This window comes from Pseudomonas sp. R2-7-07 (assembly GCF_003852355.1).
In the GTDB taxonomy this organism is placed as follows: domain Bacteria; phylum Pseudomonadota; class Gammaproteobacteria; order Pseudomonadales; family Pseudomonadaceae; genus Aquipseudomonas.
In genome coordinates, this window is sequence record NZ_CP027759.1 from 56,415 (window position 1) to 73,630 (window position 17,216).

Consider the following 17,216-nt stretch of genomic DNA (forward strand, 5'->3'; position numbering starts at 1 on the left):
CTGATGAGTCGGCGCCTTGGGCTGTGGAGGTTTCCCAACTTTTTCACTGCCCGGACGTCGAACTGGCCTGGAACACTTACCCTGCATTGATCAAGAGGATGAATCATGAGTGATAAGGATAAACAGCCGTTGGCTGCGTCGGCTTCAGCCTCTCAGGCGGAAACCGCCGATGCAGCGCTGCAGCACATTGTTGACGGCTTTTTGCATTTCCATCACGACGTCTTCCCCCAGCAGGAAGAACTCTTCAAGAAACTTGCCACGGCTCAAAGTCCGCGTGCAATGTTCATCACCTGCGCCGATTCGCGCATCGTGCCGGAGCTGATCACCCAAAGCTCCCCTGGCGATCTGTTCGTCACCCGTAACGTGGGTAACGTGGTGCCGCCTTATGGCCAGATGAACGGCGGCGTGTCCACGGCCATCGAGTACGCAGTACTGGCGCTGGGCGTGCAGCACATCATCGTGTGCGGGCACTCCGACTGCGGCGCCATGCGTGCGGTGCTCAATCCCGACAGCCTCGAGAAGATGCCAACGGTCAAGGCCTGGTTGCGGCATGCCGAGGTGGCCAAGACCATGGTCCACGACAACTGCGACTGCGCCAATGAAGGCGAGAGCATGAAGGTGCTGACCGAAGAAAATGTCATCGCCCAGTTGCAGCACTTGCGCACCCACCCTTCCGTGGCTTCGCGCATGGCCAATGGCCAATTGTTTATCCACGGCTGGATCTACAACATCGAAACCAGCGAGATCCGGGCCTACGACGCGGACCAGTCGACGTTCCGACCGTTGGGCGGTGAAGGTCCGATCCCATCCGCGACGCCTAAAGCGCGCTTCTAATACACTTCCCTGCCGGGTAATGCGGTGGCTGCCATGGATGCAGCCAGGCTTTACCGCGCCCGGCGAATGCCTCGGGAGAGTCATCATGCGTGCTGCTCAATTGAAAGCTGTTTTGCCTCGGGAGCTGCTCGCCTCCGTGGTGGTGTTTCTGGTCGCCCTGCCTTTGTGCATGGGCATCGCGATCGCATCCGGGATGCCGCCGGCCAAGGGCTTGATCACCGGAATCATCGGTGGTCTGGTGGTGGGCTGGTTGGCGGGTTCTCCGCTGCAAGTCAGTGGCCCGGCAGCGGGGTTGGCGGTGTTGGTGTTCGAGCTGGTACGCCAGCACGGCATGCTGATGCTGGGGCCAATCCTGCTGCTGGCGGGCTTCCTGCAATTGGTGGCCGGGCGTCTGCGCCTGGGCTGCTGGTTCCGCGTGACGGCGCCGGCGGTGGTGTACGGCATGCTGGCGGGGATCGGCGTACTGATTGTGCTGTCGCAGGTCCATGTGATGCTCGACAGTGCGCCCAAACCTTCCGGGCTGGATAACCTGGCAGGCTTCCCGGCGGCATTGATCGAGGCGATACCCACCCTCGGCGGCGGGCTCGGCTGGCAGGCGGGCTTGCTCGGTGTATCGACGATGCTGGTGATGTACCTGTGGGACAAATTCCGTCCACACCAACTGCGCTTCGTGCCAGGGGCTCTACTGGGCGTAGGCCTGGCCACGGTGACCAGCCTGGTGCTGGCGTTGCAGGTCAAACGTGTGGAAGTGCCGGAAAACCTGGCCGACGCCATCGATTGGCTGCGCCCCAGCGATCTGCTCAACCTGGCTGACCCGCAGCTGCTGATCGCCGCATTTGCCGTCGCCTTTATCGCCAGTGCCGAAACGCTGCTGTCCGCCGCAGCGGTCGACCGCATGCACAGCGGCCAGCGTTCGGATTTCGATAAGGAATTATCCGCTCAAGGCGTGGGCAACATGCTGTGCGGATTGGTCGGTGCCCTGCCGATGACCGGCGTGATTGTCCGCAGTTCGGCCAACGTCCAGGCGGGCGCCACCACGCGCTTGTCAGCGATGTTCCACGGGCTGTGGCTGCTGGGCTTCGTGTTGTTGCTGTCGAGTGTGCTGCAGAGCATCCCGGTGGCGAGCCTGGCGGGCGTGCTGGTGTATACCGGGATCAAGCTGGTGGACGTGAAGGCGTTCAAGGCATTGGGGCGTTATGGCCGCATGCCGATGTTTACCTACGCGGCCACTGCGCTGGCGATCATCTTCACCGACCTGCTGACCGGTGTACTGGTGGGCTTCGGGCTGACGCTGGTCAAGCTGGCCTTAAAGGCCTCACGGCTGAAAATCAGCCTGATCGACTTGCCTCAGGACGGCGAGATGGAGTTGCGACTGATCGGTGCCGCGACGTTCCTGAAAGTGCCGGCGTTGACCCAGGTGCTGTCGACGGTGCCAATGGGAACCACCGTGCATGTGCCGCTCAATAACCTGAGTTATATCGACCATTCCTGCCTGGAGCTGCTGGAGGAATGGGGCCGGGCCAATGCGGCCAAGGGCTCGAAACTGGTGATCGAGGCGCGCGGGTTGAAGCGCCGATTGGAAGGTCGGATAAGGACCACCACGGGGATAGGTTCGGCGCCCTCAATCGGCTGACGGAGCCGGTTCAAAATGTGGGAGGGGGCTTGCTCCCGATTGGGGTGTGTCAGCCAAATAGATTTTGACTGGTCCACCGCTATCGGGGGCAAGCCCCCTCCCACATTTGTGTTGTGTCCAATTTGGGATTAAGTCGGCTGATCCAGCGCCAACTCCACCCCAAGCTGGCGCGACAGGCACGGCCAGCGCTTCCATGCCGCTTCCGTGTCCGGGCTTTTCAACTGTTCGCGGTATGTCTCGACCGACTCCAGCGCAAAGCTCTCTTCGTTAAGCATCTCATCCACTGCCATGTGCACCGCTTCATCCAGCTGGTTGGCGAAGTCTTCACCGATCAATTGGTGGGCAATCAGGTTGGCGACCGTGGTGTCCGCCGGGATCAGCGGCTGGCCGAAATGCTTGATATACAGGTCGTTGACCTCCTCCACCAGGCGATGGGCCAGGTAGGCTTCGTCCAGCAAACCGTCCAGGCCTTCGTGGCCCGCCAGAATCGCCGGCGGCTGCAGGAAGAAATGCTCGGCAATCTTCAGCACAGGCTTGATCTGGCTTTCGATTCCGGCTTCGCGCGCTACGTCGTTGGCGGCTTCGAGCAAATCCGGGACGAGGTCGATGTACGCGGTGACAAAGCGGGTCATGACAATGTTGCGATCACCGTCAACCAGGGAAATGGCCGAATGCAGGTGCGGCAATTGCTTTTCCAATTGCTGGGCAAGCTGGCCCGTGGTTGCTTCGTGTTGATGGGCACGGGAAATCTGCTCGCGCAATGCGGCGGTGTTCATGAAGGCTCCGGTCAGGCGTAGGAAAAGAGAGAGGATAAGGTAGCTCGCTTATACGAGCACCTAAGACGCATTTGTCATAATTATTTCATGGTTATACGCACACGTTATATCGAATTGCCATCGCTCGTCGGATAAACGATTCCGCCGCCCGTTTTATTGGGCCCGTCTGTCTGTTTTCACTCATTTGCCCCTACACATTGCGGGGTCGCTGCGGCTGTCTATACTCGGATTTGTAGGCAATTGGCTGATGACGCCCGACTGCATGACGCAGCAAGGCTTGGCGGTGGTAAGCAGTTTGGAAGCCGCTCCCTTCGCCGCAGGTGCAAACCGGCGGGATAACAAGAAACATAAAAGGGGAACCCGCAATGACGCGACATCCACACGTTTGGATGGGCTTAGTGTTGTCGTCGGTATTCGGCCAGGCCCATGCCGCCTGGACAACGAATATGGCGCCAGGTGCTACTGAAGTCAGTCACGCTGTGTTTGACCTGCACATGACCATTTTCTGGATTTGTGTAGTGATCGGCATCGTCGTGTTTGGCGCGATGTTCTGGTCGATGATCCTGCATCGCCGCTCCACGGGCCAGGTAGCGGCCAAGTTCCATGAAAGCACCACGGTGGAAATACTCTGGACCGTGGTGCCGTTGCTGATCCTGGTGGCCATGGCCATTCCGGCGACCAAGACGCTGATCAACATCTACGACAGCAGTGAGTCGGATATCGATATCCAGGTCACCGGCTATCAGTGGAAGTGGCATTACAAATACCTGGGCCAGGACGTGGAGTTCTTCAGCAACCTGGCCACTCCGGCTGAGCAAATCCATAACCAGGCCACCAAGGGCGAGCACTACCTTCTCGAAGTCGACCAGCCGCTGGTGTTGCCGGTGGGGGCAAAAGTGCGCTTTCTGGTGACCGCCGCCGACGTGATTCACTCCTGGTGGGTGCCGGCCTTTGCGGTCAAGCGTGACGCCATTCCCGGCTTCGTCAATGAAGCCTGGACCCGTGTCGAGAAACCCGGCATCTATCGCGGCCAGTGCGCCGAGCTATGCGGCAAGGACCACGGGTTCATGCCCATCGTGGTCGAGGTCAAGTCCAAGGCCGACTACGACACCTGGCTCGGTGAGCGCAAGCAAGAGGCGGCCAAGCTCAAGGAACTGACCTCCAAGGAATGGACACTCGACGAACTGGTGGCCCGCGGCGACAAGGTCTACCACACCACCTGCGTGGCCTGTCACCAGGCTGAAGGTCAGGGCCTGCCGCCCATGTTCCCGGCGCTCAAGGGCTCGAAAATCGCCACCGGGCCTGCCGCCGATCACCTGAACCTGGTGTTTCACGGCAAGCCAGGTACCGCGATGGCCGCGTTCGGCAAACAACTCTCGGAAGTCGATATCGCTGCGGTCGTGACCTACGAACGCAATGCCTGGGGCAATAACAAAGGCGACATGGTCACGCCAAAAGACGTGCTGGCCATCAAACAGGCGGAAAGTAAATGACAGCCTCCCTTGCCACCGTCCAGACCCGCCCCGCCCACTCGCTTGCAGGAGAACGGTCATGAGCACTGTGATCGATGACCATGGTCACGCCGACCACGCCCACGGCCCCGCGAAGGGGTTGATGCGCTGGGTGCTGACCACCAACCATAAAGACATCGGCACGATGTACCTGTGGTTTGCCTTCACCATGTTCCTGCTGGGCGGTTCGTTCGCCATGGTGATTCGCGCCGAACTGTTCCAGCCCGGCCTGCAGATCGTGCAGCCGGCGTTCTTCAACCAGATGACCACCATGCATGGCCTGATCATGGTGTTCGGCGCGGTGATGCCGGCCTTTGTCGGCCTGGCCAACTGGATGATCCCGTTGATGATCGGCGCACCGGACATGGCCCTGCCGCGCATGAACAACTTCAGTTTCTGGCTGCTGCCGGCGGCATTCCTGTTGCTGGTCTCGACCCTGTTCAGCCCCGGCGGCGGGCCGAATTTCGGCTGGACGTTCTACGCGCCGCTCTCCACCACCTATGCGCCGGAAAGCGTGACCTTCTTCATATTTGCCATCCACCTGATGGGCATCAGTTCGATCATGGGCGCGATCAACGTGGTGGCGACCATCCTCAACTTGCGCGCGCCGGGCATGACCCTGATGAAAATGCCGCTGTTCGTGTGGACCTGGCTGATCACCGCGTTCCTGCTGATTGCGGTGATGCCGGTGCTGGCCGGTTGCGTGACCATGATGCTGATGGATATCCACTTCGGCACCAGCTTTTTCAGTGCGGCGGGCGGTGGTGATCCGGTGCTGTTCCAGCATGTGTTCTGGTTCTTTGGCCACCCTGAGGTGTACATCATGATCCTGCCGGCGTTCGGGGCCGTCAGCTCGATCATCCCGACCTTCTCGCGCAAGCCGTTGTTTGGCTACACCTCGATGGTCTACGCCACGGCCAGCATTGCGTTCCTGTCGTTCATCGTGTGGGCGCACCATATGTTCGTGGTCGGTATACCGCTGGTGGGCGAACTGTTCTTCATGTACGCCACCCTGCTGATCGCGGTGCCCACCGGGGTCAAGGTATTCAACTGGGTCAGTACCATGTGGCAAGGCTCGCTGACCTTCGAAACGCCGATGCTGTTCGCGGTGGCCTTCGTGATCCTGTTCACCATCGGCGGTTTTTCCGGGCTGATGCTGGCGATCGCGCCGGCGGACTTCCAGTACCACGACACCTACTTCGTGGTGGCGCATTTCCATTACGTGCTGGTGCCCGGCGCGATCTTCGGCATCTTCGCCTCGGCCTACTACTGGCTGCCGAAATGGACCGGCCACATGTACGACGAAACCCTGGGCAAGCTGCACTTCTGGCTGTCCTTCGTCGGCATGAACATGGCATTCTTCCCGATGCATTTTGTGGGCCTGGCCGGCATGCCGCGTCGGGTGCCGGACTACAACCTGCAGTTCGCCGACTTCAACATGGTGTCGTCCATTGGTGCGTTCATGTTCGGCGCCACGCAGATCTTCTTCCTGTTTATCGTGATCAAGTGCATCCGCGGCGGCCCGCCCGCGCCGGCCAAGCCGTGGGACGGCGCCGAAGGCCTGGAGTGGAGCGTGCCCTCGCCTGCGCCGTACCACACCTTCACCACGCCGCCGGAGGTGAAATGAATAAGTCACCCTCGATCCCTTGTGGGAGGGGGCTTGCCCCCGATTGCTATCTCACAGCCAAAGGTAGTGTCGACTGGTACACCGCCATCGGGGGCAAGCCCCCTCCCACCTTGATTTCAATCACCTCAGGTGGGCGTCATGGCTGACTCCGTGCCCCTCAAGCGCCTGGTCACGCGCCTGCTTATCCTGGTGCTGGCGATGTTCGCCTTCGGTTTTGCCCTGGTGCCGATCTATGACGTGATGTGCAAGGCATTCGGCATCAACGGCAAGACCGGCGGGCAGTACGAAGGCGAGCAGGTCGTCGACCCGTCGCGCCAGGTGCGGGTGCAGTTCCTGTCCACCAACGCCATCGATATGGTCTGGGATTTCTATGCCAAGGCCGACGAGGTGGTGGTCAACCCGGGTGCTGTGACCGAGATGCTATTCGTCGCGTACAACCCGACTGACAAACCGATGACCGCCCAGGCGGTGCCGAGCATTTCCCCGGCCGAAGCGGCGATGTACTTCCACAAGACCGAGTGTTTTTGCTTCACCCAGCAAGTGTTGCAGCCAGGCGAACGTATCGAGATGCCAGTGCGCTTCATCGTCGATCGCGCCATGCCCAAGGATGTGAAGCATTTGACCTTGGCCTACACGCTGTTTGATATCACTGCGCGCCAGCCGCCCGTGGCGGCCCACAGCGGCGGCTAGCTACTGTTTGCCCGCTCAATCAGGAGAGCGAATACATGTCGACTCATGATACGTACTACGTACCAGCGCAAAGCAAATGGCCGATCATTGCCACGATTGGCCTGTTGGTCACCGTGTATGGGCTGGCCGTGTGGTTCAACGACCTCAAGGCGTTACGCCCGGAATCCCACGGCCCGTGGATCTTCTTCGTCGGTGGCCTGTTGCTGGCCTACATGCTGTTCGGCTGGTTCGGTGCGGTGATCAAGGAAAGCCGCGCCGGCTTGTACAGTGCGCAAATGGACCGTTCGTTTCGCTGGGGCATGACCTGGTTCATCTTTTCCGAAGTGATGTTTTTCATCGCTTTCTTCGGCGCGCTGTTTTACGTGCGTGTCTGGGCAGGACCCTGGCTGGCAGGTGAGGGCCCCAAGGGCATCGCGCATATGTTGTGGCCGAATTTCGAATTCGCCTGGCCGTTGCTGAACAACCCGGACCCCACGTTGTACCCGGCACCCAAAGGCACGATCAGCCCGTGGGGCCTGCCGTTGGTAAACACTATCCTGCTGGTGAGTTCCAGCGTGACCATCACCATCGCCCACCATGCCTTGCGCAAAGGGCACCGCGGCGCGCTGAAGATCTGGCTGGCGCTCACCGTGCTACTGGGCCTGGCGTTTCTCGGGTTCCAGGCCGAGGAGTACATCCACGCCTATAAAGAGCTGGGCCTGACGTTGGGTTCGGGCGTGTACGGCGCGACGTTCTTCATGCTCACCGGGTTTCACGGTGCCCACGTGACCATCGGCACGATCATTCTGTTTGTGATGCTGATGCGCATCCTGAAGGGGCATTTCAATGCCGAACACCAGTTCGGTTTCGAGGCGGCCAGTTGGTATTGGCACTTCGTGGATGTGGTGTGGATCGGGCTGTTTTTCTTTGTGTATGTGCTGTGAACCGTTCTACCACGGCGCATGCGAGACCAACTGGCCACTGAAAAAGCCCCAGGCGATCAGCCCGACGGTGATGGCGGCCAACACGACACGCACGGTCAGGGCAGTGACGAGGCGGTTGGAACGGCCCTCGTCCTTGACCAGGAAGAACAAGCCACTGAACAGGCTCGCGACGGTCGCGATCAGCATCAGGGCAATGGCGGCTTTGAGCATGGTCTGGCTCCGGGCTTCAGGGGGAGGGGGCAATGAGATTCAGTATAGCCAGTGCCAGGCAGCGCTTGCGGCCCGGCATCGCGCCGACCTTGGTGGTGCTGCTGTTGCTGCCGTTGATGGTCGGCCTGGGGTTCTGGCAACTGTCGCGCGGTCAGGAAAAGCAGCGCTTGGTCGACACTTACGCAGAGCGGCGTGCGGCCGAGCCCATGGGCAGCGAGCAGCTTGAAGCCAGTGCCGACCCAGCCTTTCGCCGGGTTCATCTGCGCGGCAACTTCGATGCCGAACACAGTGTGCTGCTCGACAACCGTATGCGCGACGGCAGGGCCGGGGTTGAGCTGTTACAACCCTTCCATGATCAGGCCAGTGGCCTGTGGTTGTTGCTCAATCGCGGTTGGCTGCCCTGGCCGGACCGGCGCACGCCACCGGTGTTCACCACCCCGGATCAACCGGTGAGTCTCGTTGCCTGGGTGTACGTCGCCCCCGGCGAAACCTTCCAATTGCGCGTCGATCCCACAACCGCGCAATGGCCGCGCCTGTTGACCGCGTTGCATCCCGTCGCGCTGTGGGCTGAATTGCGCCGCAGCGGGTTCGCCTACGAACTGCGCGCCGAAGCCGGCCCCGGTACCTACGACACCACCTGGCCGGTAGTCGCCATGGGCCCGGAAAAACACCTGGGGTATGCGGTGCAGTGGTTTGCCATGTCATTGGCACTGCTGGCGCTTTACCTCTACCTCGGATGGCACAACGCAAAGGAGAAGCACCATGGGAGCCGCCATGAATCCACTCAACATGTCTGAGGCGCCGGACCGGCGTAAAGGCCGCTTTCAGCTGATCCTGATCCTGCTGATGGTGGTGGGCCCGATGGTGCTGGCGACCTTTATGTACAAGCTGCAGTTCTGGGTGCCGGACAATCGCAGTTATCACGGAGAAATGATCGGTAACGGCCAGACCCGCGCCGATATCGGCGTGCAAGCCAATGAGCAGCGCTGGCAACTGCTGGTCACCGCCCCCACCGCCTGCGCCGCCGAATGCCAGCAACTGGTGTACCTCGCGCGCCAACTGCAGATCGGCCTAGGTCGCGATGCGTCTCGCGCCAGCCACGCGCTGGCCAGTGCGCAGCCGGTCGCTACCGACTACGACGCCAAGCTCAGGGCCGAGTACCCGCAACTGCAACGCTACTCACTGGACCTGTCGACGTTCAATCGCAATGCCGCCGCGCCTGGGGATGCGCACCTGTGGATCGTCGACCCCCACGGTAACCTGGTGCTGCGCTACGACGCCAAGGTCAACGGCAAGGATTTGCTCAACGACCTGCGCCTGCTGTTGAAACTGTCGAACATCGGATAAGGGCATCGTCATGGCCAAGCCTGGATTTCGCCTCGCGTTGTTTGCCACCTTGCTGGCGCTGATCGTCGTGTTGCTCGGCGCCTATACCCGCCTGACCCATGCCGGCCTCGGTTGCCCGGACTGGCCGGGTTGCTACGGTTTTATCAGCGTGCCGCAAAGCGCCGCCCAACTGGCCCATGCCGAGCTGCATTTTCCGGATACCCCGGTGGAGGCCGGCAAAGGCTGGGCCGAGATGACTCACCGCTACTTTGCCGGCACCCTCGCCCTGCTGATCGCGCTGCTGGCGGCGCGTGCGTGGAGCCACCGCCGCGACCCCGGCCAGCCGGTGAAACTGCCGCTGTTCGTGTTAATGGTGGTGATCGCCCAGGCGGCGTTCGGCATGTGGACGGTGACCCTCAAGCTGTGGCCGCAAGTCGTGACGGGGCACCTGTTGGGCGGCTTTGCCACCTTGAGCCTGCTGTTCCTGTTGACCCTGCGCTTGTCCGGTGTGTTGCCCGCATTGATCGTGCCCAGGCGCCTGCAATATTGGGCGACGGCGGGGCTGGTGCTGGTAATCGGGCAGATTGCGTTGGGCGGATGGGTCAGCTCCAACTACGCGGCGGTGGCCTGTGTCGATTTGCCAACGTGCCACGGCCAATGGTGGCCGGCAGCGGACTTTGCCAATGGCTTTCACCTGACCCAGCATATCGGCCCTAACTACCTCGGTGGTCAGCTGGACAGCGATGCGCGCACGGCCATTCACCTGACCCATCGCGTCGGGGCGGTGCTGGTCACGCTGGTGCTGCTGGGCCTGGCCTGGCAATTGCGTGCGGTGGGCATGACGCGCCTGGCCGGCTTGCTGTTGATCGCCCTGGCGGCGCAAATCAGCCTGGGCCTGAGCAATGTGGCGTTCGGCTTGCCGCTGCCGGTGGCGGTGGCTCACAACGCCGGGGGCGCGGCGCTATTGCTGAGCCTGGTACTGGTCAATTATCACGCGCGTACCAGCCTGGTCCGGGTGCGCGTTCCACGTCCGATTGCCTGGCGATTTATTCCGCGCAAACAGGTATCGGGCCTGATAACCCTTAAAGGAGAGATGCCATGGCGTCCTTGATCGGCGCGGCTCACGGCCAGGCCATCTGGCGCGACTATCTGGAGCTGACCAAGCCGAAGGTGGTGGTGCTGATGCTGATCACCTCGCTGGTGGGCATGTTCCTCGCCACTCGCGCCGGCGTGCCGTGGACGGTGCTGGTTTTCGGCAACCTGGGCATCGCCTTGTGCGCGGGCGCGGCGGCGGCGGTCAATCATGTGGTGGACCGGCGCATCGATGCGTTGATGGCACGTACGCACAAACGGCCATTGGCCGAGGGGCGCGTCTCGCCGGCTGCGGCACTGGCCTTTGCGTTGTTGCTGGCGGTGGCGGGCCTGGCGCTGTTGCTGGCCTTTACCAACCCGGTGGCGGCATGGCTGACGTTGGCCTCGTTGCTGGGCTATGCGGTGATCTACACCGGTTTTCTCAAACGTGCGACGCCGCAGAACATCGTCATCGGTGGCCTGGCCGGCGCCGCGCCGCCGCTGTTGGGCTGGGTCGCGGTAACCGGGCATATCAGCGCCGAACCCCTGCTGCTGGTGCTGATCATCTTTGCCTGGACGCCGCCGCACTTCTGGGCGCTGGCCATTCACCGCAAGGAGGAGTACGCCAAGGCTGACATCCCGATGCTGCCGGTCACCCACGGCGAGCATTACACCAAGGTGCATATCCTGCTCTACACCTTTGCCCTGCTGGCGGTGAGCCTGATGCCCTATGTGATCCATATGAGCGGGTTGCTGTACCTGGCCTGTGCGCTGGTATTGGGTGGGCGCTTTCTGCAATGGGCCTGGGTGCTGTACCGTGGCAGCCAGCCGCACGCGGCGATCAACACCTTCAAGTACTCCATCTGGTACCTGCTGCTACTGTTTATCGCCCTGCTCGTCGACCACTACCTACTGTTGAACCTATGACTCGAACTCAGAAAACTGTCTTCATTCTCGTGGCCCTGGTGGCGTTGATCATGGGCCTGACTGTCAACAAGGTGCTATCGGGCAAAGGCCAGGGCGATCCCACTGCGCTGATCGACGCCGGCATCATCCTGCTGCCGCAAAGTCGCCAGCTGCCTGCGGTGAGCATGACCAACCAGGACGGCCAGCCGGTGCTGGTCGATGAGCTGAAAGGCAAGTGGAGCCTGCTGTTCTTCGGCTACACCTTCTGCCCGGATATCTGCCCGACCACCCTCGCCCAGCTGCGCCAGATCAAGAGCGAACTGCCCAAGGAGGCGGTGGATAAATTGCAGGTGATCCTGGTCAGCGTCGACCCGAACCGCGACACCCCGGCCCAGCTCAAGCAGTACCTGGGCTATTTCGATCCGCAGTTCCAGGGGCTGACCGGTGCGAATGTGCAGGAGGTGCAGACGGTCTCGAATGCGGTGAGCATTCCGTTCATCCCGGCGGACACCAGCAAGCCCAACTACACCGTCGATCACAGCGGCAACCTGGCGCTGATCGGGCCGGACGGTACCCAGCGCGGGTTCATCCGTGCGCCGTTGAATAGCCAGAAGCTGGTGGCGCAGTTGCCGGGGCTGTTGCAGCGCAAATAAAGGCAACACAAAAAAAGGTGGGAGGGGGCTTGCTCCCGATAGCGGCAGGTCAGTCCACATCATCATGACTGGCACTCTGCTATCGGGAGCAAGCCCCCTCCCACATTTTTGATCTCTAGCGTGTTGGATCAGAACGCTGGCTTGATCGCGCCTTTGTACTTCTCTTCGATGAATTGCTTCACTTCAGGTGTGTGCAGGGCGGCTACCAGCTTCTTCACCGCGTCCGAATCCTTGTTGTCTTCACGGGTCACCAGGATGTTCACGTAAGGCGAGTCGCTGCCTTCGATCACCAAGGCGTCCTTGGACGGGTCCAGCTTGGCTTCCAGCGCGTAGTTGGTGTTGATCAGGGCCAGGTCGACCTGGGTCAGCACGCGCGGCAGGGTGGCGGCTTCGAGTTCGCGGAACTTCAGGTTTTTGCTGTTACCGGTGATGTCCTTGATGGTCGACAGGATGTTGGTCGGGTCCTTCAGGGTAATCAGGCCGTTGTTGGCCAGCAGCAACAGGGCGCGGCCGCCGTTGGTGGCGTCGTTCGGGATCACCACATTGGCGCCGTCCGGCAGCTCGTCCAGCTTCTTGTATTTGCTCGAATACGCGCCCAGCGGTTCCAGGTGCACGCCGCCGACGCTCACCAGGTGAGTGCCCTTGGCCTTGTTGAATTCATCCAGGTACGGCTGGTGCTGGAAGAAGTTGGCGTCCAGGCGCTTTTCAGCCACCTGTACGTTCGGCTGCACATAGTCGGTAAAGACTTTGACCTGCAGGTCCACGCCTTCTTTGGCCAGCGCAGGCTTCACGAATTCCAGGATTTCTGCATGCGGCACTGGCGAGGCGGCGACCTTGAGGGTCTCGGCGTGGGCAGAAAACGCGGCAACGGCGGCGAAAGCAACCAGTAGTTTTTTCATCCAGCAAGCTCCATGTTCGGGCATCTGCCGGCACCAGGCCGGCCATGGCCGTTATTTTCGAGAAAAGTGCACCACCAGCTTGTCGCCGACGGTTTGCAGAATTTGCACCAGGATCACCAGCATCACCACGGTGACCACCATTACATTGTCCTGGAAGCGCTGGTAACCGAAACGGATCGCCAAGTCGCCCAGGCCACCGGCACCGACCACGCCGGCCATCGCCGTGTACGACACCAGTGTAATCGCCGTTACGGTAATTGCCGCGAAAATGCCGGGGCGTGCTTCGGGCAGCAAGGCGTTGGTGATGATCTGGCGCGTGCTGGCACCCATCGACTGCGTGGCCTCGATGATGCCGCGGTCCACTTCACGCAGGGCGGTTTCCACCAGGCGCGCAAAGAACGGCGTGGCGCCGATAACCAGCGGCGGAATCGCGCCCGCGACGCCCAACGAGGTGGGCTCGTCCATGTATATGCCAGTGATCAGTTTGGTTAATGGAATCATCACGATCAGCAGGATGATGAACGGCAGCGAACGCAGGATGTTCACGATCAGCGACATAAAGGCGTACAAGCCTTTCTGCTCGAACAGCTGACGTGGGCTGGTCAAGAACAGCAGCACACCCACGGGCAGGCCCAGTACGACCGTGAAGAACAGCGAACCGAACAGCATGGTCATGGTATCGCCGGTGGCGAGCCAGATTTCGGACCAGTCGATGTCGGCGAAGAAATTCAGGAACAGGTCCATTAGCGCAGCACCTCCATATGAACGTCAGCGGCGGTGAAGCGCGCAAACGCGGCCTCCATGTCACCGCCAGTGACGGCGAGGGTCAATTGCCCGTAGGGGATGTCTTTGATGCGGTCGATACGACCGGCAAGGATGCTGTAGTCCACCCCCGTTTCCCGGGCGACGGTACCCAGCAACGGGGCGTAGGTCGCGTCCCCTTGGAACGTCAGGCGCACGATACGGCCCGGTACGTGAGCGAAGTCATCGTGCTGCTCGCCTTCATCGACCTGTTCGGCTTCCTGGACGAAGCGCTTGGTGGTCGGATGCTTGGGATGCAGGAACACATCAGCCACCGAGCCTTGCTCGACGATCACGCCAGCGTCCATCACGGCCACCTGGTCGCACACGCGGCGAATCACGTCCATTTCATGGGTGATCAACACGATGGTCAGCTTCAGCTCGCGGTTGATTTCCGCCAGCAATTGCAGGACCGACGCGGTGGTTTGCGGGTCGAGGGCGCTGGTGGCTTCATCGCAGAGCAGAATCTTGGGTTTGGTCGCCAGGGCGCGAGCAATGCCAACGCGCTGTTTCTGGCCGCCGGACAATTGCGCCGGGTACTTGCGGGCGTGGTCCGACAGGCCGACGCGGGCGAGCAGCTCGGCCACGCGCAGGTCGATTTCCTTGCGCGACAATTCGCCGGCCAGTGTCAGCGGCAGCGCCACGTTGTCTGCAACGGTCTTGGACGCCAGCAGGTTGAAGTGCTGGAAAATCATCCCGACTTGCTGACGGAAGCGGCGCAGGCCATTGGCATCCAGTGCGGTGACTTCTTCGCCGTCGACACTGATCTGCCCGCCACTGGGCTCTTCAAGGCGATTGATCAGGCGCAGCAGGGTACTTTTTCCCGCACCCGAGTGGCCAATCAGGCCAAACACCTGGCCGTTTTCGACGCGCAGGCTGGTGGAGTGCAGGGCTGGAATATCCTTACCGGCGACGCGGTAGGTTTTATGGACGTTTTGAAACTCGATCACGTAGCGAACCTTGTGGGGCGCATGGAAAAGGGATCAGCGGTTAGCCGGGCGCGCATTTTAGCCTGTCCAACTAGCGTTTCTTAGCATTTATTTCGTATCCGTCCAGCGATTTGGCAATAACGAGACCAAAGGTCATAAAAAGGGAACGGCTCATAACGCTATCAGTCACTACTTAAGCAATGCGATGTTCCGGGTGCCGTGCCCGGGGCTTCATTCAAACGAGCCGGGGACCGCTCTGGCCACTTTGACTAAGGAGTTTTGACTGATGAGTACCAAGAAGCCAGGCACCCCGCCGAAGAGTGAACTCGCGGGTACCGATACCCTGGACCGAGGCAATACCAACACCAAATTGCAGGCGTTGGAAGAATTCCGTTCCGATGCGACCGGCCAGGCCCTGCGCACTAACCAGGGCGTGAAGATCTCCGACAACCAGAACACCTTGAAGGTCGGTGCCCGTGGCCCTTCGCTGCTGGAAGACTTCATCATGCGTGAAAAAATCACGCACTTTGACCATGAGCGCATCCCGGAGCGCATCGTGCATGCCCGCGGTACCGGCGCCCATGGCTATTTCCAAAGCTACGGCGACCATTCGGCGCTGACCAAGGCTGGTTTCCTACGTACTCCGGAGCATAAAACGCCGGTGTTCGCGCGTTTTTCCACGGTGCAGGGGCCGCGCGGTTCCGGTGACACTGTGCGTGACGTGCGCGGTTTTGCCGTGAAGTTTTTCACCGACGAAGGCAACTTCGACCTGGTGGGCAACAACATGCCGGTGTTCTTCATTCAGGATGCGATCAAGTTTCCTGATTTCGTGCACGCCGTTAAGCCTGAACCGCACAACGAGATTCCTACAGGCGGCTCGGCCCACGATACGTTCTGGGACTTTGTCTCGCTGGTACCGGAGTCGGCGCATATGGTGGTGTGGGCGATGTCTGACCGCGCCATTCCGAAAAGCCTGCGTGCAATGCAGGGTTTCGGTGTGCACACCTTCCGTTTGATCAACACCGAAGGCAAATCGAGCTTTGTGAAGTTTCACTGGCGGCCAAAAGTCGGCACCTGCTCGCTTGTGTGGGACGAAGCGCAAAAGCTGGCCGGTAAAGATACCGATTATCACCGCCGCGACCTGTGGGAATCGATCGAAAGCGGCGACTACCCCGAATGGGAACTGGGCGTTCAGATCGTTGCAGAAGAAGACGAGCATAAGTTCGAATTCGACCTGCTCGACCCGACGAAGATCATCCCAGAGGAACTGGTGCCAATCACCCCGCTGGGCAAGATGGTGCTTAACCGCAACCCGGACAATTTCTTTGCCGAGGTCGAGCAGGTCGCGTTCTGCCCAGGCCATATCGTGCCGGGTATCGATTTCACCAACGACCCGCTGCTGCAAGGTCGTCTGTTTTCCTACACGGACACCCAGATCAGCCGTCTCGGTGGCCCGAACTTCCATGAGATCCCGATCAATCGCCCGGTCGCACCGAACCACAACAACCAGCGCGATGCGCTGCATCGCAGCGTGATCGATAAGGGCCGTGCAGCCTACGAGCCGAACTCCATCGACGGCGGCTGGCCGAAGGAAACGCCGGCAGGTCCGACCGATGGCGGTTTTGAGACCTACCACGAGCGCATTGATGCGAACAAGGTCCGCGAGCGCAGTGAGTCGTTTGGCGACCATTTCTCCCAGGCCACGCTGTTTTTCAACAGCATGAGCCACCACGAGAAAGAGCACATCATCGCCGCCTACAGCTTCGAGTTGGGCAAGGTCGAGCGCGAACATATTCGTGCCCGCCAGGTGAATGAAATCCTGGCCAACATCGACCTGGAACTGGCCAAGCGCGTGGCGCAGAACCTGGGCCTGCCAGCGCCGACCAAAGGCACGGTGCCGGTACGTGAAACATCGTTGAAGCAATCGCCGGCATTGAGCCAGGTGAATTTGCTGTCCGGCGACATCAAGACGCGCAAAGTGGCGATTCTGGCGGCTAACGGCGTGGACGGTGCAGCGATTGATGCACTCAAAGCTGCACTTGAGGCTGAAGGTGCGCACGCCAAGTTGCTGGGGCCGACTTCGGCGCCTGTGACCACCGCCGATGGCAAGTCGCTGCCGGTGGATGCGTCGATGGAAGGCATGCCTTCCATTGCGTTTGACGCAGTGTTTATCCCTGGCGGTAAAGAGTCGGTCAAAGCGCTGAGCGGCGACGGTGTGGCGCTGCACTACGTGCTGGAAGCGTACAAGCACCTGAAGGCTATCGCGGTGGCCAGTGACGTGAAGCCTTTGTTGGATCTGCTGAAGCTGGAGGCGGATGCGGGGTTGATCGTGGGCGCGGATGTCAAGGCGTTCTTCGCTGCGATTGCCCAGCATCGGGTCTGGGATCGGGAGCCTAAGGCCAAGGCGATTCCGGCTTAATTATTGGG

Annotated in this window: 17 protein-coding genes; 12 read left to right on the forward strand and 5 right to left on the reverse strand. The window is 60.8% G+C overall.

All coding sequences use genetic code 11. The features are described 5' to 3' along the window. The first annotated feature begins 105 nt into the window (after nt 1-105). Together C4J86_RS00275 and C4J86_RS00280 are read left to right on the forward strand one after the other, a co-directional pair. Nucleotides 106-834 (forward strand): carbonic anhydrase, encoded by a 729-nt coding sequence (locus tag C4J86_RS00275; protein WP_124360620.1) that lies wholly within the window; start codon nt 106-108, stop codon nt 832-834. Nucleotides 835-919: 85 nt separating this feature from the next. Then, on the forward strand, nt 920-2,467 hold the full coding sequence (locus tag C4J86_RS00280) for a SulP family inorganic anion transporter (protein WP_124369074.1): 1,548 nt from the start codon (nt 920-922) through the stop codon (nt 2,465-2,467). 128 nt (nt 2,468-2,595) lie between these two features. On the opposite strand, the gene C4J86_RS00285 is transcribed toward C4J86_RS00280, so the two are convergent. Then, nucleotides 2,596-3,243, reverse strand: coding sequence for a hypothetical protein (locus tag C4J86_RS00285; protein WP_124369075.1), 648 nt, complete (start codon nt 3,241-3,243; stop codon nt 2,596-2,598). A gap of 365 nt (nt 3,244-3,608) precedes the next feature. Between C4J86_RS00285 and coxB the strand changes: the two genes are divergently transcribed. From coxB to C4J86_RS00305, 4 genes are all read left to right on the forward strand, one after another. Further along, nucleotides 3,609-4,736, forward strand: coding sequence for a cytochrome c oxidase subunit II (gene coxB / locus C4J86_RS00290; protein ID WP_124369076.1), 1,128 nt, complete (start codon nt 3,609-3,611; stop codon nt 4,734-4,736). 58 nt (nt 4,737-4,794) lie between these two features. Next, nucleotides 4,795-6,381 carry a cytochrome c oxidase subunit I gene (gene ctaD, locus C4J86_RS00295; protein WP_124360624.1) on the forward strand — a complete coding sequence of 529 codons (1,587 nt, stop codon included), beginning with the start codon at nt 4,795-4,797 and terminating at the stop codon, nt 6,379-6,381. A 138-nt stretch (nt 6,382-6,519) separates the two neighbouring features. Further along, on the forward strand, nt 6,520-7,071 hold the full coding sequence (locus C4J86_RS00300) for a cytochrome c oxidase assembly protein (protein WP_124365280.1): 552 nt from the start codon (nt 6,520-6,522) through the stop codon (nt 7,069-7,071). Between the two features lie 35 nt (nt 7,072-7,106). Beyond that, a complete protein-coding gene (locus tag C4J86_RS00305) occupies nt 7,107-7,994 on the forward strand; it encodes a cytochrome c oxidase subunit 3 (protein ID WP_124360626.1) in 888 nt (295 codons plus the stop codon). Between the two features lie 6 nt (nt 7,995-8,000). On the opposite strand, the gene C4J86_RS00310 is transcribed toward C4J86_RS00305, so the two are convergent. Continuing rightward, nucleotides 8,001-8,204: a twin transmembrane helix small protein gene (locus C4J86_RS00310; protein ID WP_124365282.1), complete on the reverse strand. Its 204-nt coding sequence runs from the start codon at nt 8,202-8,204 to the stop codon at nt 8,001-8,003. 32 nt (nt 8,205-8,236) lie between these two features. On the opposite strand from C4J86_RS00310, the gene C4J86_RS00315 reads away from it, so the two are divergent. The 5 genes from C4J86_RS00315 to C4J86_RS00335 are packed head-to-tail and all read left to right on the forward strand — an operon-like array spanning nt 8,237 to nt 12,160. Then, nucleotides 8,237-9,001, forward strand: coding sequence for an SURF1 family protein (locus tag C4J86_RS00315; RefSeq protein ID WP_124369077.1), 765 nt, complete (start codon nt 8,237-8,239; stop codon nt 8,999-9,001). Next, nucleotides 8,967-9,551 (forward strand): hypothetical protein, encoded by a 585-nt coding sequence (locus C4J86_RS00320; protein ID WP_124369078.1) that lies wholly within the window; start codon nt 8,967-8,969, stop codon nt 9,549-9,551. The genes C4J86_RS00315 and C4J86_RS00320 overlap by 35 nt, the downstream gene beginning before the upstream one ends. A 10-nt stretch (nt 9,552-9,561) precedes the next feature. Then, nucleotides 9,562-10,641: a heme A synthase gene (locus tag C4J86_RS00325; RefSeq protein WP_124369079.1), complete on the forward strand. Its 1,080-nt coding sequence runs from the start codon at nt 9,562-9,564 to the stop codon at nt 10,639-10,641. Beyond that, nucleotides 10,629-11,528: a heme o synthase gene (gene cyoE / locus C4J86_RS00330; RefSeq protein WP_124369080.1), complete on the forward strand. Its 900-nt coding sequence runs from the start codon at nt 10,629-10,631 to the stop codon at nt 11,526-11,528. Before C4J86_RS00325 ends, cyoE begins: the two co-directional genes overlap by 13 nt. Further along, nucleotides 11,525-12,160 carry an SCO family protein gene (locus tag C4J86_RS00335; protein ID WP_124369081.1) on the forward strand — a complete coding sequence of 212 codons (636 nt, stop codon included), beginning with the start codon at nt 11,525-11,527 and terminating at the stop codon, nt 12,158-12,160. Before cyoE ends, C4J86_RS00335 begins: the two co-directional genes overlap by 4 nt. Nucleotides 12,161-12,288: 128 nt before the next feature. Here the strand turns inward: C4J86_RS00335 and C4J86_RS00340 are convergent, their stop codons facing one another. The 3 genes from C4J86_RS00340 to C4J86_RS00350 are packed head-to-tail and all read right to left on the reverse strand — an operon-like array spanning nt 12,289 to nt 14,810. Further along, nucleotides 12,289-13,059 (reverse strand): MetQ/NlpA family ABC transporter substrate-binding protein, encoded by a 771-nt coding sequence (locus C4J86_RS00340; protein ID WP_124369082.1) that lies wholly within the window; start codon nt 13,057-13,059, stop codon nt 12,289-12,291. 51 nt (nt 13,060-13,110) lie between these two features. After that, nucleotides 13,111-13,803 carry a methionine ABC transporter permease gene (locus C4J86_RS00345; protein ID WP_124360634.1) on the reverse strand — a complete coding sequence of 231 codons (693 nt, stop codon included), beginning with the start codon at nt 13,801-13,803 and terminating at the stop codon, nt 13,111-13,113. Then, nucleotides 13,803-14,810, reverse strand: coding sequence for a methionine ABC transporter ATP-binding protein (locus C4J86_RS00350; protein WP_124365288.1), 1,008 nt, complete (start codon nt 14,808-14,810; stop codon nt 13,803-13,805). Before C4J86_RS00350 ends, C4J86_RS00345 begins: the two co-directional genes overlap by 1 nt. Nucleotides 14,811-15,075: 265 nt before the next feature. Between C4J86_RS00350 and katE the strand changes: the two genes are divergently transcribed. Next, a complete protein-coding gene (gene katE, locus C4J86_RS00355) occupies nt 15,076-17,208 on the forward strand; it encodes a catalase HPII (protein WP_124369083.1) in 2,133 nt (710 codons plus the stop codon). Nucleotides 17,209-17,216: the final 8 nt, after the last annotated feature.